Annotated in this window: 20 protein-coding genes; 14 read left to right on the top strand and 6 right to left on the bottom strand. The window is 60.6% G+C overall.

What is annotated here, in order from left to right; all coding sequences use genetic code 11:
• Positions 1-83 precede the first annotated feature (83 nt).
• The 4 genes from FKV68_RS29310 to exoX form a co-directional block, all read right to left on the bottom strand.
• The gene (locus tag FKV68_RS29310) at positions 84-341 is read right to left on the bottom strand and encodes a hypothetical protein (RefSeq protein WP_180942436.1); all 258 of its coding nucleotides are present in this window, start codon (positions 339-341) and stop codon (positions 84-86) included.
• Between the two features lie 18 nt (positions 342-359).
• Positions 360-827, bottom strand: a complete 468-nt coding sequence (locus FKV68_RS29305; protein WP_245181518.1) for a thermonuclease family protein — start codon at positions 825-827, stop codon at positions 360-362.
• 837 nt (positions 828-1,664) lie between these two features.
• Complete coding sequence (locus FKV68_RS29300; RefSeq protein WP_180942435.1) at positions 1,665-2,690, bottom strand: glycosyltransferase family 2 protein; 1,026 nt, start codon at positions 2,688-2,690, stop codon at positions 1,665-1,667.
• 191 nt (positions 2,691-2,881) lie between these two features.
• Positions 2,882-3,172 (bottom strand): exopolysaccharide production repressor ExoX, encoded by a 291-nt coding sequence (exoX, locus tag FKV68_RS29295; RefSeq protein WP_180942434.1) that lies wholly within the window; start codon positions 3,170-3,172, stop codon positions 2,882-2,884.
• Positions 3,173-3,959: 787 nt separating this feature from the next.
• Here exoX and FKV68_RS29290 point away from each other — a divergent pair.
• Genes FKV68_RS29290 through FKV68_RS29275 form a run of 4 tightly spaced genes read left to right on the top strand, consistent with a single transcriptional unit; the run spans position 3,960 to position 8,276 of the window.
• The gene (locus tag FKV68_RS29290; protein WP_180942433.1) at positions 3,960-4,640 is read left to right on the top strand and encodes a sugar transferase; all 681 of its coding nucleotides are present in this window, start codon (positions 3,960-3,962) and stop codon (positions 4,638-4,640) included.
• 57 nt (positions 4,641-4,697) lie between these two features.
• On the top strand, positions 4,698-5,969 hold the full coding sequence (locus FKV68_RS29285) for a polysaccharide biosynthesis/export family protein (RefSeq protein WP_180942432.1): 1,272 nt from the start codon (positions 4,698-4,700) through the stop codon (positions 5,967-5,969).
• An 8-nt stretch (positions 5,970-5,977) separates the two neighbouring features.
• On the top strand, positions 5,978-7,258 hold the full coding sequence (locus FKV68_RS29280) for an O-antigen ligase family protein (protein WP_180942431.1): 1,281 nt from the start codon (positions 5,978-5,980) through the stop codon (positions 7,256-7,258).
• 22 nt (positions 7,259-7,280) lie between these two features.
• The gene (locus tag FKV68_RS29275) at positions 7,281-8,276 is read left to right on the top strand and encodes an acyltransferase family protein (protein WP_180942430.1); all 996 of its coding nucleotides are present in this window, start codon (positions 7,281-7,283) and stop codon (positions 8,274-8,276) included.
• A 313-nt stretch (positions 8,277-8,589) separates the two neighbouring features.
• Here FKV68_RS29275 and galE read toward each other — a convergent pair whose 3' ends face one another.
• Complete coding sequence (gene galE, locus FKV68_RS29270; protein WP_180942429.1) at positions 8,590-9,597, bottom strand: UDP-glucose 4-epimerase GalE; 1,008 nt, start codon at positions 9,595-9,597, stop codon at positions 8,590-8,592.
• A 472-nt stretch (positions 9,598-10,069) separates the two neighbouring features.
• Between galE and FKV68_RS29265 the strand changes: the two genes are divergently transcribed.
• Positions 10,070-11,884: an ABC transporter ATP-binding protein gene (locus tag FKV68_RS29265; RefSeq protein WP_180942428.1), complete on the top strand. Its 1,815-nt coding sequence runs from the start codon at positions 10,070-10,072 to the stop codon at positions 11,882-11,884.
• Positions 11,885-12,034: 150 nt separating this feature from the next.
• Here the strand turns inward: FKV68_RS29265 and hutC are convergent, their stop codons facing one another.
• A complete protein-coding gene (hutC, locus tag FKV68_RS29260) occupies positions 12,035-12,739 on the bottom strand; it encodes a histidine utilization transcriptional repressor HutC (protein WP_180943948.1) in 705 nt (234 codons plus the stop codon).
• Positions 12,740-12,960: 221 nt separating this feature from the next.
• Here hutC and FKV68_RS29255 point away from each other — a divergent pair, with 221 nt between their 5' ends.
• From FKV68_RS29255 to queE, 9 genes are all read left to right on the top strand, one after another.
• The gene (locus FKV68_RS29255; RefSeq protein WP_180942427.1) at positions 12,961-14,115 is read left to right on the top strand and encodes a CaiB/BaiF CoA transferase family protein; all 1,155 of its coding nucleotides are present in this window, start codon (positions 12,961-12,963) and stop codon (positions 14,113-14,115) included.
• On the top strand, positions 14,108-15,262 hold the full coding sequence (locus tag FKV68_RS29250) for an acyl-CoA dehydrogenase family protein (RefSeq protein ID WP_180942426.1): 1,155 nt from the start codon (positions 14,108-14,110) through the stop codon (positions 15,260-15,262). The genes FKV68_RS29255 and FKV68_RS29250 overlap by 8 nt, the downstream gene beginning before the upstream one ends.
• 158 nt (positions 15,263-15,420) lie before the next feature.
• Entirely contained in the window at positions 15,421-16,239 is an 819-nt protein-coding gene (locus FKV68_RS29245; protein ID WP_180942425.1) for a transporter substrate-binding domain-containing protein, read from the top strand.
• 56 nt (positions 16,240-16,295) lie between these two features.
• Positions 16,296-16,943 (top strand): amino acid ABC transporter permease, encoded by a 648-nt coding sequence (locus tag FKV68_RS29240; protein ID WP_180942424.1) that lies wholly within the window; start codon positions 16,296-16,298, stop codon positions 16,941-16,943.
• The gene (locus FKV68_RS29235) at positions 16,943-17,605 is read left to right on the top strand and encodes an amino acid ABC transporter permease (protein WP_180942423.1); all 663 of its coding nucleotides are present in this window, start codon (positions 16,943-16,945) and stop codon (positions 17,603-17,605) included. The genes FKV68_RS29240 and FKV68_RS29235 overlap by 1 nt, the downstream gene beginning before the upstream one ends.
• A 1-nt stretch (position 17,606) precedes the next feature.
• The gene (locus FKV68_RS29230; RefSeq protein WP_180942422.1) at positions 17,607-18,380 is read left to right on the top strand and encodes an amino acid ABC transporter ATP-binding protein; all 774 of its coding nucleotides are present in this window, start codon (positions 17,607-17,609) and stop codon (positions 18,378-18,380) included.
• Positions 18,381-18,694: 314 nt separating this feature from the next.
• A complete protein-coding gene (queC, locus tag FKV68_RS29225; RefSeq protein ID WP_180942421.1) occupies positions 18,695-19,405 on the top strand; it encodes a 7-cyano-7-deazaguanine synthase QueC in 711 nt (236 codons plus the stop codon).
• Positions 19,405-19,761: a 6-carboxytetrahydropterin synthase QueD gene (gene queD, locus FKV68_RS29220; protein ID WP_180942420.1), complete on the top strand. Its 357-nt coding sequence runs from the start codon at positions 19,405-19,407 to the stop codon at positions 19,759-19,761. The genes queC and queD overlap by 1 nt, the downstream gene beginning before the upstream one ends.
• Positions 19,758-20,495, top strand: a complete 738-nt coding sequence (gene queE / locus FKV68_RS29215; protein WP_180942419.1) for a 7-carboxy-7-deazaguanine synthase QueE — start codon at positions 19,758-19,760, stop codon at positions 20,493-20,495. Before queD ends, queE begins: the two co-directional genes overlap by 4 nt.
• The last annotated feature ends 33 nt before the right edge of the window (positions 20,496-20,528 follow it).

Here is a 20,528-nt window from a genome sequence, read left to right as displayed (position 1 = left end):
CCTGAGCACGGCTGGATTTCAATCATTGAGCAGCGACCGAACGCCGCCGTCTGTTGCCAACTCCACTCGCGCAGCCTGTTGCGTCAGTCCTTGTCATGCTTTGCGGAAACGGTTCGCGTCTCGCTCTCCAGCAGCGGTCTCGCGATTTCCTCCGCTTCGTCCTGGCGCTTCTCGGCGAGCGCCTTGTCTTCTGATTTCAGCGAGGGCATCAAAAGCGCAACGATGATGCCTATCGGGCCGAGTACACAACCAATCAGCAACCAGCGAAGACTGTGTCCACCCCTGAGCGCGGCCACGACCGCGGTCACGATGCTGCATAAGATCCAGATTTCAATGATCATCGATTTCGCTTGCTGCCTTCAACACATCGGCTTTCGGTTCACGCGTCCGCGCGGGGCCGGACATGACTGGCCGAACTGACTGCGCCAAATACCGGCACCGGCCGAACGGGCGGTCGCCTGCGCGTCAGCATAGACGCCGTTATTGTGCCCTTCCCGGTCGATTGCATTACCGGTCTCCACCAGCCAGCGGTTCACGTCTTTGCCATCGGCGCGAAAGCAGGTGCCGACAAAACGGCCATAGCGATCGCGCTTGACGAACTCGCAGCGCGTAGGCCGGGAACCCGCCAGAAACGCGTCCAAGGCGGAAGCCGCTTCCTTGCCGCATCGGTAATCGAGGCCTTTCTCATCCAAGCAGACTTGCCAGCCTTCCGGTGCGTCGACGCCACTGAACTGGATCCGCTCGCCAGCGATTTCAATGGTATCTCCGTCAACAACCGACGCATGACCAATGATCGGCTCGTCCGCTTGCGCACTGTTCGCCATCATCAGCAGAACCAGGGAAAGTTTAATTTTCCCCTTCGTTACTGAAGACCAGGCGACGTTGCAACTCGATTTCGTTCGGGGTTGCCGGGAAGGAAGTCCGTTGCCGAAAGCCGTTGCGGTCATCCCTATGCCGATCATGCGCAGTTCCCATACAGCCTCAGTCGTTATCAGCGTAACGCAAGTGGCCCGCCGTTCGCATCCCGCAAAACTTGGGGTGAATGACGGTGTAAGCGCATTACCGCTGATTGAGTCCGTTGGGGGCAAGCCCGGATAGGGAAACACAGGCGGGCTCCCGATGCGGTCAGAAGACAAACATGTAAAGCAGAATGATGACGATCAGGGGAACACCCATCAGCCAGAGAATGACGCCTTTCATGCCGTTACCTCCATGTCGTTACTGTTGAGGTCGTAACGCGAAGGACCGAAGAAGCGTTCCTGGTTCAGTTCCCAGGCAACAAAAAAGGCCGGGATGTCCCGACCTTTTCCTCTCCGCTGCTCTATCTGCCAGTACATCCGTGGTCAGCGTATCGGGCGCGAAGTCTGCCTGCAGGTCAGGCGATCTCGCCGACATCTGAACAGGCAATTTGATGATGTGCATGTGGGAATTCCACGGAGCGATTGCAAGAGCAGGCGCGCCCAATCCTTTCGGACACTATTGGGCGGAAGCCGACGTCCTGTGCGCCGACGGCCGCTCGCCAATTCACGGAGCCTCCGCAACAGCGGTCGCTGTGTCAAAGCGATGAACAGCGCGCAGAGCGCGAAGCCAACCACCGCGCTGACGATCACCTGCAAAACAGCATTCGCCAAGTGGACGAATTCCTGCGAGCTTTTGAGCTTCGGCTATTCCCGCGGCTCGGCCACCGGCGCTTCAAGCAGATAGCGGATGGCACCCGAGCCCCCGAGCGCGACCGGTGCAGATGATTGACGGGGGCGAAAACGCTCAGTCTTGTCGGCAAGGATCCCGCCAACGATCGCCGGAAGCGCACCGGGATTTGTCAGCCCATAGCCGATCGCGCTCATGTAGCCCGTCTGGTTCTTGAGATCGAGAAAATGCCGCAGTTCATAGCGATCCCGGATGTGGCGCTCATGGCGCCGGATGGCGCTGGCGGCATCGGAGCTCAATGGGCTTTCGGTGAGGATCGCCTGGTCCGCCTCGTAAAGCCGCCTCAGGTCGGCCGTGCGGTGGCTGCCGCTCAACGAGTTGCCTCGGACAACGGCGGCATAGCCGCAGCTGTGGATGATCTTGTAGCGTGCGCCCTTCGCGAGCGCCCTGGCATAGAGGTCGTAGTCTTCGCCGAGGCGCAGGTCTTCATTGTAACGGAGCCGATGGTTTTCGAGGAACGAGCGCCGCATCAGTGGCTTGAGGAAGCCGATCTCACCGCGACGAACGCCGCGCCGGGAGATATTGCCTTCTACAAAACCGACCAGATCGAGCAGGCGGGGGCTTGCCGTGAAACGGCTGATCCGGCCGTCGGCGGTTTCCGCCTGGCTTGCATCGATGAACGCGATGTTGTCTGCAATGAAGTCCCAGCCGTCCTCTGAAAGCATCTGGCGAAGTCGACCCGGAAGAAAGAAGTCGTCGGCATCGAGTACGGCAAGAAGAGGAGACTGCGAGATCGCGATTGCATGGTTGCGTGCGGCGGCGGGCCCGCGGTTTTCTTCGAAGCGGACTACGTTCAGTCGGCCGCTTCCGTCATCTGCGGCCCGTGCCGTGCGGGCGGTGTCATCGGTCGAACCATCGTCAATGACGATGACTTCCGCAGCCTCGGGTTCGGCAAGGGCGGAGGCGATCGCTCGGGTGATCGTGTCGGTGGCGTTCTTTGCGGCAATGATGATGCAGACATTCGTCGGCGCGGCTACGGTCATACTGGGCTCCAGCAGGTGATCGAGATGCGTCGGTGTAATCAAGTTCCCACCGGACCTGCAAAACATGTGCGGTGATCGTGTCGCAAACGCGTCAAGCGCAAATTTTTTTTGCAGTGCGGGAAGAAACGCCCGCGAGGGCCTTGATCAAGGGCTGCCTCCGCTGGAGGCCCGCTGCGCGGGGACCCAATAATTTAGGGGTTGGAGTGGCCCGGGCGATTCAAAGGGCCAATGGAGACCGTGCCCGATTGTTTGTCATCGGATGTCGATTCCATCGACACCTTGCCAGGTGACAGTTTGCGCCGGCCACTGGCTTCCTTCCAAACCAGGAACAAGACGGCGATGAAATATCCAACTTGCAGCAGTACGGCACAGATCAGTGTCTGTATCGCGGTCGAAACCAGCGAGCCGTTCAGGAGATAGGTTGCAATGGCAAAAGCCACCAACGCGCCGATCATGCTGGCGAGGACGCGCGGCGCAAACATTGCGTTTCCGCCCTTCGGATTTTCGACTGGTACCGTCATTGGACTCTTAGCCCTCTCCTCCCGTTTCCCCACTATATTAGTGGTCGCTTTTCTCTTCAACATGCAAGCCGCAACTTTGTCGCTACCGTTTTTATCGCGGGAACCTTTCCGTCAGCTTGACCCGCGACCCGGGGACAAATCACTTCGGAGTGATCATGCGTAGGTATATGCAATTAAAGATAGAGTGATGAGGAGATATACAACAAGCCCTCGACAAAATCCGGATTCCAAATGGCCCGTTTGTGGGCCCCTAAATTGACAGGGGTAAATGCGAACTCATTCTGATTCCTGCATCTTTCGGTTCAAGCGGACGCCTTTTTCCGATCAACTTTTGTTACAAGTTGATTGCAGAAACACCCAGGAGAATGTGCGCTGCAAAATGATGATGCGATGCAAAAAACTAAGCCGGAATTACCCCTTGTCAATTTCGTACCGACGCCGCGCTCGGCCGGCCGAGTGAAACAATGATACGTTTCCTGTAATACTTCGCGATCCGAAAGCATTAAATCCCGCGGATGTTTGAGTGTGGCAACTGCGTAACAAGATATCTTAGTTATAAATTTCCAGTCTTTATAATTAAATTTTAGTAATAGTCCGTGCCCCCGGTTGATCAAAAACCCTCCGTGACGGAGTGCGCCGAAGCGGCCTTGATTTCGCCTTCAAAAAACAAATTCTCACCATACACTCGCGCTAAATGACCCGCGTCCTGCGGGACCGACAATCGCAAAACGTAAATGGAGTCCCCTCTATGAAGTCCGCGACTCGCTCGGCTACTTCGCCGTTTTTCATCGCCAAAGAGACCGGAATGTTCCGGCCGATAGGCGGCATATCGAAACGAAGTTTTGACATTGCCGCCGCGTCCCTGGCTCTCGTCTTCTTCAGCCCGCTCTTCCTGCTCATCATGGCTCTCGTGAAGCTCTCCGACGGAGGAAGTGTTTTCTATGGACACCGCCGCATCGGCCACAACGGACAGGCCTTCAAGTGCCTGAAATTCCGGACGATGATGCAGAATGGCGATCGCGTGCTGCAAGACTATTTCAAGGAGAATCCTGACGCCTACGAAGAGTGGCGCACGACTCGCAAGCTGCAGGACGACCCCCGGGTCACCGCGGTCGGAGCCGTGTTGCGCAAGCTCAGCCTCGACGAGCTGCCGCAGCTCCTCAACATCATTCGCGGCGAAATGAGCGTGGTCGGTCCGCGCCCGGTCGTAGAGGACGAGCTCGAGCTTTATGATTCGGCTGCCGTCTATTACCTGCGTTCCCGGCCCGGTCTGACCGGCCTTTGGCAGATCAGTGGCCGTAACGACGTATCCTACGCCGCCAGAGTGGCCTTCGACACGCAATACGTCCAGAACTGGTCGCTCCTCGCCGACCTTGCCATCGTCGTCAAGACGATTCCTGCCGTCTGCTTCTCCCGCGGCAGCTATTGAAACCCTGGCGCTGACCCTCAGGGTCGAAACAGTGTCAGGCATCAGGAAATCACGAAAATGCAACCTATCAAAACTTCGGGGACGCTTGACGTCTCCAAAAAGCTTTCCTGTTTCGCCCGCGTCGCGCTGATCGCGGTCATTGCCGCGTCGGGGGTGAGCGCGGCACAGGCCGACGAATATCGACTTGGCGTGATGGACAAGCTGCGTGTCCGCGTTGCCGAGTGGCAGACGGCCGAGGGCTCGGTGCGCGATTGGTCGGCCGTCAGCGGCGAGTACACGATCGGCGCGTCGGGTAATCTCTCGCTGCCTTTCGTCGGCGACCTGCCCGCCTCGGGCAAGACAACGACGGAAGTCGCTGCCGAGATCGGCATCCAGATGCAGAAGCTCTTTGGTCTGCGCGACCGGCCTTCGGCCTCCGTGGAAATGGCGCAATACCGTCCCGTTTACCTCACCGGCGAAGTGGAGACTCCGGGCGAGTATCCCTATGTCCCGAAGATGACGGTACTCAAGGCGGTTAGCCTCGGAGGCGGATTGCGCCGGGCCGAAAGCGGCGGGCGTTTTGTCCGGGACTACATCACGGCGAGCGGCGAATCCGCGGTGCAGGTCGCGGAGCGCAACAGGCTGCTCATTCGCCGTGCCCGGCTCCAGGCTGAAATCGGCAAGCGCAAGAACATCGAATTGCCTAACGAACTCAAGAAGGTCGAGGGCATCGACAAGCTGCTCGCCGACGAGACGGCTTTGATGGCGTCGCGCGACAAGCGGCAGGAGCGGCAACTAGCCGCTCTAGCCGATCTTAAGTCTCTTCTTCAGGGCGAAATCGAGTCGCTCGGGAAAAAATCCGAGACGCAGGCCCGCCAGCTTGAACTTGTCAAGGAAGATCGAGAGAAGGTCGACAGCCTCGCCGAAAAGGGGCTGGCGCTGAGCCAGCGCAAACTCGCGCTCGAACAAAGGGTTGCGGACGTGCAGTCGTCGCTCCTCGACATCGATACCAATACGCTCAAGGCCAAGCAGGATTACAACAAGGCGACGCAGGACGAGACCAATCTCCGCAACGATTGGGACGAGCAGCTCGCTCAGGAACTGCAAAACACGGAGTCGGAGCTCGACACGCTCTCGCTGAAGGTCGGCACCAATCGCGACCTCATGGCCGAGGCTCTGCTGCAATCGGCCGAAGCGGCACGACTGGAAGACCAAAAATCCGAGGCGAACATCACCTACTCGATCATCCGTGAAAAGGATGGCAAGCCGGCGGAGATCGCGGCGAACGAAAACACCGAAGTGCTGCCCGGAGACGTCATCAAGGTAAGCGCCGCGTTGGCGATGCGGTGAGTTTCAGCATGCGAATTTCGAAGGCGAGCCTCGTCAGCCCCGGAACGAATCAGCTTTACGGCACTTTCGCCGTGGCGCTGTCGTTGTTCGTCTTCGCCTATTCCCCGCGCTTCGGACAGGTTTCGATCCTCTTCTACTACGCTTTGTGGCTGCCTCTGGTTCTCGTCGACTACCGCAAGGTTCTAGGCAATTACGGCAAGTATCTCTGGATTTTTGCCTTCACTGTCTTCGCCTGCCTTTCCTTCTTCTGGTCGGCGGCGCCGGGGATGACGATGCGCACCGGAGTGCAGTATCTCAGCCACGTCGTCTGTGCGCTGATCGCCATGCGGACGATCGATATCCCGACCCTGACGCGCGGGGGGATCGCCGGCGTCGCCCTTGTCCTTCTCTATTCGCTGCTCTTCGGCGTGTACCATTATGATCCGCTGGACGGTACGTTCAGTTTTGTCGGTGCCTTCGCATCGAAGAACCAGTTGGGCTTCTACGCCTCGCTGGGCATCTATTTCGCCTTCGTCGCTGTCTTCACCCTTGGCGAGCGCGGGATCTGGATGGCTGCGGCGGGCGTCTCGGGGTTGATCGCGGCCTACTCGCTGCTGGCCTCGCAGTCGGCGACTTCGGTCCTGACGACCGCCGCAATCATTGGCCTCTCCCTCGGAATGCGGGTGATATCCGCCCTGCGGCCGTCGAACCGCAAGGGCCTCTTCCTCGCCGCGGCAATGTTCGGTGTGGTCGCCGCCGTTGCGATTGCCTATAGCGGCGGGATCGACGTGGTACTCGGCGCATTCGGCAAGAATTCGACCCTTACAGGCCGCACCTATCTGTGGCAGCAAGGCATCGAGGCGGCAAGCGCTTCCCCGATCGTCGGGGTCGGGTACCAGGCCTATTGGATCCAGGGGTTTTCCGAGGCGGAGCGGCTATGGGAAGAGTTTTATATCACCGCGCGCTCCGGCTTCCATTTTCATAACACCTATATCGAGGCAATCGTGGAGACCGGCTTGATCGGCCTCCTGTTGCTGACCATGGTACTGGTCACAACGGTCTTCGGTCACCTGAAACGGTTGCTTTCCGAGGATCGCGATCCGGATTCGATGGTGCTTTTCGGTATAGCAATACTGCTTCTCATCCGATCTTTCGTCGAGGTCGACATTCTCAACCCGTATCATGTCGGATCGTTCTTGCTCTATTTTTCGGCGGGCAAGCTGACGATCAGGCGCACGCGACCGACGATGAACTGGCTATGGCCGGAAGACCGGCGTTCGGCAGCCTACAGAGTCCGGTTCAGCGCATAGTACTGCGTCGTGGGGGCGCTTGATGAAAACGATCCACGGGATCCAATACCTGCGCGCTGCGGCAGCGTTGTCGGTCGTGATATTCCATGCCGCAGAAAAGACTGGCCATCATTTCGCGATCGGTGCGGCCGGTGTTGACGTCTTCTTCGTCATCAGCGGCTTCATCATGTGGGTGATCAGCGATCGCCGGCCCGTCACGCCGGCGCGGTTCATGGTCGATCGCATCCGCCGCATCGTGCCCATCTATTGGTTGGCGGCCATGGTCATGGTCGCCGGAGGGATCGCGGGGCTCTTCCCGAACATGGTCCTATCCGTCGAGCATGTGCTCGCCTCGCTGTTCTTCATGCCAATGCGCTCTCCGAGCAACGGCGAGATATGGCCCGTTCTGGTGCAGGGCTGGACGCTCAATTTCGAGATGCTCTTTTACGCTGTGTTCGCGGTCTCGCTATTGCTGCCGCGAAACTGGCGCCTGCCTTCGATCGCCGGTCTGTTCCTCTTCCTGGTCGTGACCGGGTTCGCGACCCGCTTCGACAATCCTTTGATGTTGACTTACACGCGCCCGGTCATTCTTGAATTCGTGGCTGGTATGGTCATCGGCGAGTTGTGGCTGAAGGGCAGGGTGCTGCCGCTCGTGGCCGGCGTGGCGCTGATCGCTTGCTCGGTCGGCGGCTTCTCTCTTATCGGTATTCTTCACCTGCCATTCGATGAATTCACAATCGGTCCGCTCGCAGTGATGCTCGTCGCCGGTGTCCTCGCGATCGAGGCTCGCGGACATTTCCGTTCGCTGAAATTGCCGAACCTTCTCGGCAACGCTTCCTACTCGATCTACGTCTGGCACACTTTTGCAATTTCCGTGGTCGCCAAGGCCGCGTCGATGGTCGGGATCGATGCCTGGATAGCGATGGTGGTTTCCGTGCTTTCCGGCACGGCGATCGGCATTGCCGGCTATGCGATGCTGGAGCGTCCGTTGCTTTATCGAAAGCGCGTGCAACCGGCAGCCCAAAGCGTGGCTGGCTAGCGCATCGGCCCGAAAATCGGAATCGATTTTCGGAGGCACGATGCGTAGATTCAAAGACTTACAGCGCCCTTTGTGCGTCCTGAAGGACCACGGCGCTGTAGGTCAGCATTGGAGCGCTTGGCTGTGGCGGCGCGGTGACCTTGGCGTGCGTTACCCACCTATTTTCAAGGCGCGCCTGTTCCTCGGAGCGAAACGCGGCACGTCTGCAGCGCCGCGCGTCTTTTCACGGGCGCGGCGCCGTAGCACTTTGAATTGCTTCGGTTCTAATCCTCCGATCGCAGCCGATTTAAAGATGCTGGTGGCTGCGCAGAAATCAGACACCCTGATTTCTGCGCGAATGCCAATTCCAGGCCGACTCGGTGATCGCCGCGAGGTCGTATTGCGGCTCCCAGCCGAGCACTGCGCGCGCCTGATCGTTGTTGGCGACCAGTGTGGTCGAGTCGCCTTCGCGCCGATCGGCATAGCGGATATTGAACGGCCGGCTCGCAACCTTTTCGATCGCGCTTAGAAGCTCCTTGACCGTCGTACCGGTCCCGGTACCGAGATTGAGCTCGACGCTCTTGCCGCCTTCCAGCAGATAGTCGACCGCCCGCACATGCGCATCCGCAAGGTCGAGGACATGGATGTAGTCGCGCACGCAGGTGCCGTCGCGGGTATCGTAGTCGGTGCCGAACACGCTGAAACTTTCCCGCCGGCCAAGGGCCGCATCGATAGCGAGCGGTATCGCGTGGGTTTCCGGCTCATGCCATTCGCCGATCCGTCCTTCGAAGTCGGCGCCGGCTGCGTTGAAGTAGCGCAGGATTACGGAACGCAGGCCCTTGTAGAGACCATAGTCCTTCAACGCTTGCTCGCAGACCCATTTCGTCCGCCCATAAGGGTTGATCGGCGCCTGCTTGTGGGTCTCGTCCATCGGCACGCTATCGGGCAGGCCGTAAGTGGCGCAGGTGGACGAGAATACGAAGGCGTCGATGCCGGCAGCAAGCGCCGCCGACAGCAAGGTGAGCGTGCCGATTACATTGTTGTCGTAGAATGCCGCCGGATCCTTCACCGACTGGCCGACTTCGATCATGGCCGCAAAATGCAGGATCGCACGCGGCCGGTATCGGGCGAGAACGTCGTCGAGACGCTTGCGGTCTCGAATGTCACCTTTTTCGAGAACACCCCATTTGACGAATTCTTCGTGACCGTTCGAGAGGTTGTCGTAGACGATGGGCTGGTAGCCTTTGGCGGCCAGTTGGAGACACGTATGGGAGCCGATATAACCGGCGCCGCCGACGACAAGAATGTTGTTGTTCTGCACAGTCAACCTCAAGATTCGCATCTAGTTTCAATAGGAACCGCTCTACGGTTCGCAACGAATAGCGGCGAAATTCCCAGCAGATTGTAAAAGTTCTGCGAAGCGGGCGGCATTTTTGGGCCAGACGGCCGTTCTGCGCGGACGGTGGCGGGCAACTGTTGCAAACGGGCTTCACCCAGCCAGCGACGACGTCGAAAATGCAATATTCGCGCTTGGCGCTTTGTCCGTGTTCAACTATAAGGGGTCTTCCGGCAATCGGAATCAGGGAGGCTAAGATGACAGTTTTTTCCTTCTCCCTATCGGGCGATCCAATATTCTCTGTGTGACGTAGGGCGCTTGCGCTTCTGATCGCAGTCCCGGAATTGGCTTCGTCCGGTGCCCTCCGCCTGGAGATCGCGCCGATTCATTGATGCCGCAGCGCCCGTTCGCTTTTCCTGACGGCATTCCTATCGTTACTGGATTTTGAGGCCGGTGCACGCGTCACCGGGCAAATCGTATGGCTTTTAACCGTTTTGTAGCGCGCGACCGCGCGTTCCGTAGCGTCTTCCGCTTTTGCTGGATTCACTGGAAGAAACAGCCGGCACGTCTCCTGGCGATCCTCGGCGCCGTGCTTCTTTCCACGCTTGCCGACGTGTTGACACCACTCTATTCCGGCAGGCTCGTCGACGCTGTCGTCTCAGGCGCAGCGACTGACGAGATTGCCTGGAACGCGGCGGTGTCGGCCTTCCTCATGCTGATGGCCCTGTCGCTCGGCGCCATCGTGCTCAGGCACGTAACATTCATGGGCATCGTCACCCTGACGCTGAAGATGATGTCCGACATCGCCTCCGGCGCCTTCTTTCACATTCAGCGGTTTTCCAGCGACTGGCATGCCAACAGCTTCGCCGGCTCGACCGTGCGCAAGGTGACGCGCGGGATGTGGGCGCTGGATCTCCTGAACGACACGCTGCTGGTGGCGCTGTTCCCGTCGGTGATCATGCTGACCGGATCGACGGCATTGATGGCTTGGTACTGGCCGATGATGGGCGTGATCATCGGGGTGGGCTCGGTGGCCTTTATTGCGGTTACCGTCACCCTCTCGCTCGGCTATGTGGCGCCGATGGCAAGCCTTGCCAACAGTTGGGATACAAGGCTCGGCGGTGCGCTTGCCGACGCGATCAGTTGCAACATCGTCGTCAAGGGGTTCGGCGCCGAGCAGCGCGAAGATCAACGCCTCGCCAAGGTTCTTGGCAAGTGGCAGAACCGGACCCGGCGCACCTGGATTCGCGGGACGATCAACGGCACCGCGCAAGGCACCATGCTGCTCCTGCTACGTGCGGCGGTGATCGGTTTTGCCTTGGTGCTGTGGGCGAGGGGGCAGGCGAGCGCCGGCGACATCACCTTCGTGCTGACCTCCTTCTTCATCCTGCAAGGATATCTGCGCGAAGTGGGTATGCACATCCGCAACCTGCAGCGATCGATCAACGACATGGAGGAGCTTGTCGACATCCATGCCCAGCCGCTCGGCATCGAAGACCGGGCCGGTGCGACGCCGATCCGCATCACCGACGGCAAGATCGAGTTCAAGGACGTGACCTTCCACTACGGCGCACACCGGGCACCGCTCTATGACGGCTTCTCGGTGACCATCCGCGCCGGCGAGCGGGTCGGGCTTGTCGGACATTCCGGATCGGGCAAGACCACCTTCGTCAAGCTGATCCAGCGCCTCCACGACCTGAAGGCGGGCGAGATCCGGATCGATGGGCAGGATATCGCCGGCGTGACGCAGGCGTCGCTCCGCCAGCAGATCGCCATCGTGCAGCAGGAGCCGATCCTGTTCCATCGTTCCCTTGCCGAAAACATCGCCTACGGGCGGCCGGGAGCGACCCAGCGCGAGGTCGAGGAGGCAGCAAGGCTTGCCAGCGCGCATGATTTCATTGAGGCGTTGCCGAAGGGCTACGGGACGTTGGTCGGCGAGCGCGGCGTCAAGCTCTCCGGTGGCGAGCGTCAGCGCGTCGCCATCGCCCGGGCATTCCTGGCGGACGCGCCGATCCTGATCCTTGACGAAGCGACATCGAGCCTCGATTCCGAATCCGAGGTGCTGATCCAGCAGGCGATGGAGCGGCTGATGATGGGGCGCACAACCCTGGTAATTGCGCATCGGCTGTCGACGGTGCGCGCGCTGGACCGGTTGCTGGTCTTCAGCCGCGGTCGTATCGCGGAAGAGGGCGATCATGGCACGCTCATTCGTCTGAAAGGCGGCATTTACCGTGGGCTCTTCGAGCGGCAGGCACTGGAGCTCACCAAGGGCCTTGTCCTCAACGATGGTTGAGAGAACCGCATTCACGCAGCAGTACGCAGGCCGCACCTCTGGTAAAGCGCGCGGCCTGTGGCGCCGGTTTGAACGTTTCGGCTGTTCGGAGCGGGCGCGAATTTAGCGGAAGGGAACTGCGCATTCGCTTCCGCAAGATTGCGTCAGGTGTTAGCCCGCGTGATCGCGGCCCTCGCCGGCGCCGAAACGGTGGCCGGGCTGGAATGCCACCCGGACAGTGGTGATGGGGCCGAGATCATTCCAGGTTGTGCGATGCAGGATCAGCAGTGCCTGACCTTGCCTAGTCTGCAATAATCGCGCGTCGCGCCGATCGGCGTTTTCGGCCGAGAAGAAAAATTCTGCCCGAAGATAGGGGGCGTTGCGCACCAGCCATTCGTTGGCATTCAGATCCCGGAGGTCGGCTTGCTGCAGCCCTGGCGCGGCGCGCGGGTTAAGCCAGCGCTCCTCCAGTTGGTAGGGCTTTCCGTCCGCGTAGTGCACGGCCCTGAGATGAACCAGAAGCTCGCCTTCCGGAAGACCCAGGCGCGTTGCGATCTGCGCTGGGACCGGACTGAGTCGCTGCGCCACGACGCGATGGCTGTAGGCCATTCCCGCCTCCTCGACCTGCTCACGCACGATCGGAATTGAGAAGGTCGCCTTGCTCACCGGATTGATCGCCACACGCGTGCCGGCCCGTCGTTTGCGATCCAGCAGGCCCTCGTCCGCGAGCACTTGCAACGCCTTGTTGACCGTCGCCCGCGCAGCGTCGAACTCGACGGCGAGTTCCGCCTCGTCGGGTATACGTTCGCCCTGGCGCCATTTCAGTTCGACGATCCGACGACGGACCTCGTCGGCGATACTTTGTGCCTTGGGCATGGTCCGGCCAGTCAGTTTGTCGCTCACATCTCCTCCACACCACCAGAGCAGCGCCACCGGTAAGTTTAGACACATCTTCAAAATAAGTATAGACATATCTGCGGCGTTATGTTTAGACATTATCCATGTGTCGGCACCAATCGGGAGGAGGAGCGGATGCACGTTCTCAGCAATGCCATGACTCGTGACCAGGTAGCGCACCCAGCGTCGGAGACGCGGGTATGAGCCGGCCGCTTGCGGGGATCAAGGTGCTGGACCTGTCCCGTGTGCTGGCGGGGCCCTACTGTACGGCCCTGCTTGCCGATCTCGGGGCCGAGGTCATCAAGCTGGAGCCGCCCACTGGCGATGACTATCGCCATATCGGCCCGTTCAGTCAGGGCGAAAGCGCCCTCTTCACGCTGAACAATCGCGGTAAGCGCAGCGTTGTCCTGGACCTTAAGAATGCGGACGACCTGGCGCTGGCTGAGGCGCTTGCGGCTCGTGTCGATGTCGTGGTCGAGAATTTTCGCCCCGGCGTAGCCGCACGGTTGGGGCTTGGCGCCGAGGCGCTGCGAAAAGCCAATCCGCGCCTCATCTATTGCTCGATCTCGGGCTTCGGACAGGAGGGGCCGTTCAGGGACTTGCCGGCCTATGACCTGGTGGTGCAAGCCATGTCCGGGCTTATGGCCAGCACCGGCGAAGAGGGCGGTGCGCCGCTGAAGACCGGCGAAAGCATTGCCGATCTGTTGTCGGGGCTGTTTGCCAGCTGGTCGATCATGGCCGCGCTGGTGCAGCGCAATACGACAGGGCAGGGCGCCACCCTCGACGTCGCGATGTATGACGCGCTGTTTTCCATGCTGACCACCAGCCACGCGCTGCATCTTTATGCCGGACAACTGCCGCGACGCGTCGGCAACCGCCATCCGCTCTCGACCCCCTTCGGTTGTTTTGCCACCAAGGATGGGCAGGTGGTGATCGCCGTGCTGAACGCCAGACAATTTACCGCGCTTGCGGATCTCATCGGCGAGCCCGAGGCTGCCGGCGATCCGCGCTTCGCCACGGACACAAGCCGCACGGAGCACGAGCCGGCGTTGAAGGCGCTGATCGAAAGCTGGTCCCGCACCGTGACCACCGAGGAAGCCGTCGCCGCCCTCTCCGCCGCAAGCCTGCCCGCCGCGCCGATCTGGGACATCGCGCAGGCGATGTCGAACGAGCACGCAGCCACGCGCGGTTTGGTCAGCCTGCTGCAGCATCCGGTGCTGGGCGAGGCGCCCACAGTCGGTCAGCCTGTCCGCTTCGACGGCGAAAAACCGGTGGCGGCGACCTCGGCACCGCGCCTTGGAGGCGATCGCGACGCGATCCTCAAGGAATTCGGATTGGAGAACGCGCATGAGTGACGAATGGTACATGCTGGCTGAGGAAGAGCGGCTTTTTTGCGACGTGCTCACCCGCATCTGCGCGGAGCGCATAGCACCAAAGGCGGCAGAGACCGACGAAACCTCGACCTTCGTTCATGACCAACTGGCAATATTGGCCGAAGCCGGGATGCTGGGCGCCAACCTGCCCGAGGCGTATGGCGGCAGCGGCATCTCTGCCCCCGCGCTGCTCAGGGCCGTGGCGATCGTCGCCGGCGCCTGCGGCTCCACCGCGTCGGCGCTGACGGCACATTATCTGGCGACCGACTCGATCCTCTTTGGCGGAACGGAGACGCAGAAGCAGGAATGGCTGACCAGGGCCGCGACGGGCGAAGCCTTGGGAGCGTTCGGCCTGACCGAACCCACTGCGGGATCCGATCCGGCCGACATGAAAACCCGCGCACGCCGCACCGGCACCGGTTGGCATCTCAAGGGTACGAAATGCTTCATCTCGAATGGCGGTGTGGCGGATTTCATTGTGCTCTATGCTGTGACCGACCCGGAGAAGCGACATCGCGGCATCTCGGCCTTCATTCTGCCCAAGGGCACGCCGGGCCTTGAGGCCGCTCCGGCGGAAAAGACCATGGGGCTGAAGGGCGGTCATGTCTTCACGCTGAACATCGATTGCCATCTCCCTGCGGATGCGCTGCTCGGCGAGGAAGGCAGCGGCTTCCGCACCGCGATGCAGGTGCTCGACAATGGCCGCATCGAAGTGGCCGCTCAGTGTCTCGGAATGGCCGAGGCGGCGATGAAAGCGGCCATCGGCTATGCGAAGGACCGCATCATCGGCGGCCAGCCGTTGAGTGACCGGCAGGGCATACGGTGGATGATCGCGGATATGGGATTGGCCTATCGTTCGGCATTGCTGCTCGCTCAGGACGCAGCGCGGCAACGGGACCTGGCGCACGCAGGCGGCGGGCGCTTCTCTCTCGCGGCCTCCATGGCTAAGCTGCACGCATCCGAGGCTGCCGGCCGCATCGCGGATTGCGCGCTGCAACTGCACGGCGGCTATGGATATACTCGTGATTTTCCGATCGAAAGGATCAACCGCGATTTGCGGATCATGCGAATCTACGAAGGATCAAGTGAAATTCAACGCATCATCATTTCCGGCCAGATGCTGAACTGACCCTGCTGCATGTTCCTTAGATCGTAGCCGATTTAGGGATAAAGACATGCAGCAATTCAAAACGCTACAGCGTCCTTTGCGCATCTTGTCAGGCGCGGCGCTGTAGGGGCGGAACCGCAGACAGTCCAGAGCGCAATACATAACAAGGAGCAACTGCAATGAGCATTCACATGACCATCAAGGGCGCGCTTTTCGGCTTGGCCGCACTTGGCCTCGCGAGCGCCGCCGAGGCCGACCAGCTTGCCGACATCAAGGCCGCGGGCAAGATCGTTACCGCGACCGACATGCACTACGCCCCCTTCGATATGCTGAACAACGGCACCTATGAGGGCATGACCAAGGACCTGTTCGATGCGGTTGCCAAGGAGATCGGTGTCGAGCCGGTGTATCAGGATATTCCCTGGACCGCCGAGCTGCCGGGTCTCGAGGTCAAGAAGTTCGATATCGTGATCGCACCGGTGACCATCACGCCGGAGCGGCTTCAGCGCTACGCGTTCACCTTGCCGATCGCCGACGCGACCGTCTCGTTGGTCAAGGCCGCGAACAACAGCGAACTTACCAAGCCCGAAGACATCAAGGGCAAGACCGTCGGCGTCCAGCAGGGCACCGCGCAATTCAAGCAGCTTGAAGCCTACGGCCAGAAGCTGGGCGATGTGTCGATCAAGGAATACGGCACCACGGACGAAGCCTATGCCGACCTTGCTGCCGGCCGTCTGGATGCCGTTGCTGGCTCGCTGCCGAACCTCACCTATCTGGTGAAGAACCGCGCTGAGACCTTTGCTCTCTTCACGCCCGCCCAGTTCGGTGAGCCGAAATACTTTGCCTGGGTGCTGCGCAAGGACGCCGACAGTGAGAGTTTTGCCAAGGCGATCAACGACGCGCTGCTGAAGATGACCGCTGACGGCCGCGTCAAGTCCATCCAGGAAAAGTGGCTGGGCACCTACACCGAATTGCCCCGCGAAGTCCCGGCGAATTGAGTTGCTTGCGGGCGGAGGCCGCCTCCGCCCGTTCCCTTGTAGCAAGGTGAGGGCGCATGTTTTCCTTCGCGGTTTTCCTTGAAAGCTTCGGGCCGCTGTTCTGGGCGGCGCGATACACGCTGCTGATCTCCGTTCTGGGCATCGGGCTGGGTCTGGTGATTGGTACGTTGATCTGCGCCGCCCGCCTGTCGCCTTACCCGCCACTGCGCCGTTTTGCGGCCATCTGGGTCAGTTTCCTGCGCGGCGTGCCGCTGCTCGTGCAATTGCTGGTGTTCTACTACACCTTGCCGGTCATCGGCCTGGATGTGCCCCCGATGGTCGCCGCCGTGGTGACCGTAGGCATCTGCGCCAGTGCTTATATCTCGGAAATCTGGCGCGGCGCGATCGCGGCGCTGCCGAAAGGCCAGACCGAGGCTGCGGTCGCCATCGGCATGAACCCCCGCGACGTGTGGACCCGAGTGATCCTTCCGCAGGCCGTGGCGCTTTCGCTGCCGGCATTGATCAACGAACTTATCTTGCTAGTAAAGGCGTCTTCGCTGGTTTCCGTCGTCGGCATTCTCGAAATCACCCGCGCCAGCCAGGCGCAGGCCGCTACCACCTTCCGTCCGCTTGAGGTCTATATAGCGGCGGCTTGCATCTATCTGCTGATAAATTTGTGCTTGGCGGCGCTGGGACGTTACCTCGAACACAGGACGGCCGTCTGATGGAATGGAGCATCCTGCAGCAATACGGCCCCTCGATGCTGAAGGGCTTCGGCAATACCATCCTCTGCTGGGCACTGGGCACGGTCTTCGGCATGGCGCTTGGCCTCGTCATCGCGCTCATTCAGCGCTATGCGCCGCGCTGGGTCACCTGGATCATCCAGGCCTATATCGAAGTGATCCGCGGCACGCCCTTCCTGGTGCAACTGTTCGTGCTCTACTACGGCGGTCCGCTCGTCGGCCTGCGCCTCGACGCGCTGCCTGCGGGCCTCCTGGGATTGACGATCTATGGCAGTCCCTATTTCGCCGAGATATTCCGCTCGGGCTTCCGCGCCGTACCGCTCGGCCAGATCGAGGCGGCCCGTGCGATCGGCATGTCCGAACTCAATATCGTGCGCCGTATTCTGCTGCCCCTGGGTCTGGTTTCCGCGCTGCCGGCGCTGGTGAACTTCTCGATCATCCTCACCAAGGAAACGGTGATCCTGTCGATCATAACCGTTCCCGAACTGCTGTATCAGGTGCAGCGAATGTCGGCCGAAACCTTCCGCTACCTGGAAGCAAACCTGGTATTGGCGCTGTTCTTCTGGGGGCTGGTCGAGGCGATCTCGCGTGTCGGCCGCAGAATGGAAGCGCGCATCACGAAACATCTGATCGAAAGGACGTAAGATGCTTGCTGCGTCATCCGTCGAAATCCGCAAGGTCAACAAATACTACGGCGACTTTCAGGCGTTGAAGGATATCGACCTATCGATCCTGCCGGGCAAGGTCACCTGCCTGATTGGACCTTCAGGCTCGGGAAAGTCGACGCTCCTGCGCTGCATTAACTTCCTTGAGGAGTATGATTCCGGCGAGGTTCGTATCGACGGCCAGCTGATCGGCTATGACGCGCCGGGCAAGAAGATGCCGGGTCGCAAGCTGCGCGAGATGCGGCGCTCGATCGGCATGGTGTTCCAGCAATTCAACCTCTGGCCACACATGACTGCCAGGGAGAATGTTGCCGAAGGGTTGATCCGCGTGCGCGGCATGTCGAAATCCGAGGCGGAGCGCCGCGCTGCCGAGGCGCTGACCAAGGTGGGGCTGGCGGACAAGATGGCGAACCATCCCTCGCGGCTTTCCGGCGGCCAGCAGCAGCGCGTTGCGATCGCCCGCGCGATCGCCATGGAACCCAAGCTGATGCTATTCGACGAGCCGACCTCGGCGCTGGACCCGGAGCTGGTCGGCGAGGTGCTGAACGTCATGAAAACGCTGGCCGGCGAGGGGATGACCATGGTGGTGGTGACGCATGAAATGGGTTTCGCCGCCCATGTCGCCGATCAGGTCGTCTTCATGGAAAAGGGTGAACTGGTCGGCGTCGACAGTCCCGACCGCATCCTGCATCATCCCGAGGACGCGCGGATTCAGTCCTTCCTGCGCACCTATCACGAGCGCAACAGCTTCTGAGTGGGAACGGGCGTTGCGGCGGTGCCGCAGCGACTGAGGCGCGACGGCCAGCTTCCTTGTTGCAGGGGGCGTCACAGGAACAGCCAGCGAATGTCGTTGCCAGTTCGCCTGCCGCCCGATATCGAGCTTTCAAGGAGTTAGGTCATGTCACTGTTTCAATGAAACAATGAAATGATCCTAGGACGCGTTCGTGTCCATCGGACAAAGTGCCTCCTTCGTACAGCCTGGTATTCACAAGGCGCGCCGTTTGGCCTAAAGAACGCGCAGATAAAACTCCGGTCGCAGCCTACCCGGTCAAAACAAGGACACCTGTCATGAAAACCATCGTGATCTGCTCCGGCGGATTGGATTCCGTTTCGCTTGCGCACAAGGTGGCAGCGGAACACGAACTTGTCGGCCTGCTGTCGTTCGACTACGGCCAACGGCATCGCAAGGAACTGGATTTCGCCGCCGCCTGCGCCGCACGTCTCGGCGTCCCCCACCAGACCATCGACATTCGCGAGATCGGCCGCCACCTCAGTGGTTCGGCATTGACCGACGATGTCGATGTGCCGGACGGGCATTACGCCGAGGAAACCATGAAGGTAACGGTCGTGCCGAACCGCAACGCCATCATGCTCGCGATCGCCTTCGGCGTTGCCGCGGCCGGCAAGGCCGATGCGGTGGCGACCGCCGTACACGGTGGCGACCACTTCGTCTATCCCGACTGTCGGCCGGGCTTCATCGACGCGTTTCAGACGATGCAGGCCCATGCCCTTGAAGGCTATGCCGACGTCATGCTCCATGCGCCGTACGTCAACGTCTCCAAGGCCGAGATCGTTGCGGACGGGGCGAGGAATGGAACGCCTTTCGCCGAGACCTGGTCATGCTACAAGGGTGGCGAGCGCCATTGTGGCCGTTGCGGCACCTGCGTCGAACGGCGCGAAGCCTTTCATCTGGCGGGCGTCGAGGATCCGACGGAATACGACGATCCTGATTTCTGGGCCGCGGCCACAAGCGCCTTCTCCGCCGAGGAGGTGAAATGATGTTCCGCATCACCAAGGAATTTCATTTCTCCGCCTCGCATCAGCTGACGAGCCTGCCGCCCGAGCATCAGTGCGCCCGCCTGCACGGGCACAACTATGTCGTCGAGGTCGAGCTTTCGGCCGAAACGTTGAACGAACACGGTTTCGTCCGCGACTATCATGAGCTCGCGCCGTTGAAGCGCTACATCGACGAGACCTTCGATCACCGGCATCTCAACGACGTTCTCGGCCACGACCGCGTGACGGCGGAATGTCTGGCGCAGCACTTCTACGACTGGTGCAAGGCACGACTTCCGGAGACGACCGCGGTGCGCGTCAGCGAAACGGCGAAGACCTGGGCGGAATACCGGCCATGACCTCCGAAAGATCTGTCGAGATCCGCGTCAGCGAGATTTTCGGGCCGACGATACAAGGTGAGGGCGTGCTGATCGGCCTACCGACCGTCTTTGTCAGGACCGGCGGATGCGACTATCGTTGCTCCTGGTGCGACAGCATGCATGCGGTCGACAGCCGCTATCGCGACGAATGGCAGGCGATGTCCACGGAGGATGTCTGGCGCGAGGTCACGCGGTTGTCTGACGGAAAGCCGCTTATGGTTTCGCTCTCCGGCGGCAATCCGGCCATCCAGCCGCTTGGCGGACTCATCGATCGCGGCCATCGCCACGGCTACCGTTTTGCCCTCGAAACGCAGGGATCGGTTGCTAGGGACTGGTTTGCCGACTTGGACGTGTTGGTGCTGAGCCCGAAGCCGCCGTCGAGTTCGATGGAAACGGACTGGCAGGCATTCGACGTATGTCTGCGAATGTCTGGGGGCAGACCGCAAACGGTGCTGAAGATCGTCGTGTTCGACGAGGCGGATTATGCCTATGCCAAGGCCGCGGCGGCGCGTTATCCGCAACTGCCCGTCTATCTGCAACCCGGGAACCACACACCGCCGCCCGCCGATGACGACAATGCGGCGATCGACATCGACGGCATAATGGAGCGCACGCTCTGGCTGGTCGCCAAGGTCACTGAGGACCGCTGGTTCGAGGCGCGCGTCCTGCCGCAACTGCATGTTCTGCTCTGGGGCAACAAGCGCGGCGTCTGAAGCAATTCCACATTGTATAGAGTTGACGTTATT

This window comes from Sinorhizobium mexicanum, assembly GCF_013488225.1.
Taxonomy (GTDB): Bacteria; Pseudomonadota; Alphaproteobacteria; order Rhizobiales; family Rhizobiaceae; genus Sinorhizobium; species Sinorhizobium mexicanum.
The sequence above is the reverse complement of the archived record's forward strand: the minus strand, read 5'-3'. Positions and strand labels throughout refer to the sequence as shown.

Bases quoted from the DNA above. Each gene is read 5' to 3' on its own strand.
- galE (WP_180942429.1), bottom strand. From the start codon at position 9,597: ATGCGAATCTTGAGGTTGACTGTGCAGAACAACAACATTCTTGTCGTC.
- queE (WP_180942419.1), top strand. From the start codon at position 19,758: ATGACCTCCGAAAGATCTGTCGAGATCCGCGTCAGCGAGATTTTCGGG.
- queC (WP_180942421.1), top strand. From the start codon at position 18,695: ATGAAAACCATCGTGATCTGCTCCGGCGGATTGGATTCCGTTTCGCTT.
- FKV68_RS29275 (WP_180942430.1), top strand. From the start codon at position 7,281: ATGAAAACGATCCACGGGATCCAATACCTGCGCGCTGCGGCAGCGTTG.
- FKV68_RS29240 (WP_180942424.1), top strand. From the start codon at position 16,296: ATGTTTTCCTTCGCGGTTTTCCTTGAAAGCTTCGGGCCGCTGTTCTGG.
- FKV68_RS29280 (WP_180942431.1), top strand. From the start codon at position 5,978: ATGCGAATTTCGAAGGCGAGCCTCGTCAGCCCCGGAACGAATCAGCTT.
- FKV68_RS29230 (WP_180942422.1), top strand. From the start codon at position 17,607: ATGCTTGCTGCGTCATCCGTCGAAATCCGCAAGGTCAACAAATACTAC.
- FKV68_RS29310 (WP_180942436.1), bottom strand. From the start codon at position 341: ATGATCATTGAAATCTGGATCTTATGCAGCATCGTGACCGCGGTCGTG.
- FKV68_RS29285 (WP_180942432.1), top strand. From the start codon at position 4,698: ATGCAACCTATCAAAACTTCGGGGACGCTTGACGTCTCCAAAAAGCTT.
- hutC (WP_180943948.1), bottom strand. From the start codon at position 12,739: ATGCCCAAGGCACAAAGTATCGCCGACGAGGTCCGTCGTCGGATCGTC.
- FKV68_RS29235 (WP_180942423.1), top strand. From the start codon at position 16,943: ATGGAATGGAGCATCCTGCAGCAATACGGCCCCTCGATGCTGAAGGGC.
- queD (WP_180942420.1), top strand. From the start codon at position 19,405: ATGTTCCGCATCACCAAGGAATTTCATTTCTCCGCCTCGCATCAGCTG.
- FKV68_RS29245 (WP_180942425.1), top strand. From the start codon at position 15,421: ATGAGCATTCACATGACCATCAAGGGCGCGCTTTTCGGCTTGGCCGCA.
- FKV68_RS29250 (WP_180942426.1), top strand. From the start codon at position 14,108: ATGAGTGACGAATGGTACATGCTGGCTGAGGAAGAGCGGCTTTTTTGC.
- FKV68_RS29290 (WP_180942433.1), top strand. From the start codon at position 3,960: ATGAAGTCCGCGACTCGCTCGGCTACTTCGCCGTTTTTCATCGCCAAA.
- FKV68_RS29265 (WP_180942428.1), top strand. From the start codon at position 10,070: ATGGCTTTTAACCGTTTTGTAGCGCGCGACCGCGCGTTCCGTAGCGTC.
- exoX (WP_180942434.1), bottom strand. From the start codon at position 3,172: ATGTTTGCGCCGCGCGTCCTCGCCAGCATGATCGGCGCGTTGGTGGCT.
- FKV68_RS29255 (WP_180942427.1), top strand. From the start codon at position 12,961: ATGAGCCGGCCGCTTGCGGGGATCAAGGTGCTGGACCTGTCCCGTGTG.
- FKV68_RS29305 (WP_245181518.1), bottom strand. From the start codon at position 827: ATGATGGCGAACAGTGCGCAAGCGGACGAGCCGATCATTGGTCATGCG.
- FKV68_RS29300 (WP_180942435.1), bottom strand. From the start codon at position 2,690: ATGACCGTAGCCGCGCCGACGAATGTCTGCATCATCATTGCCGCAAAG.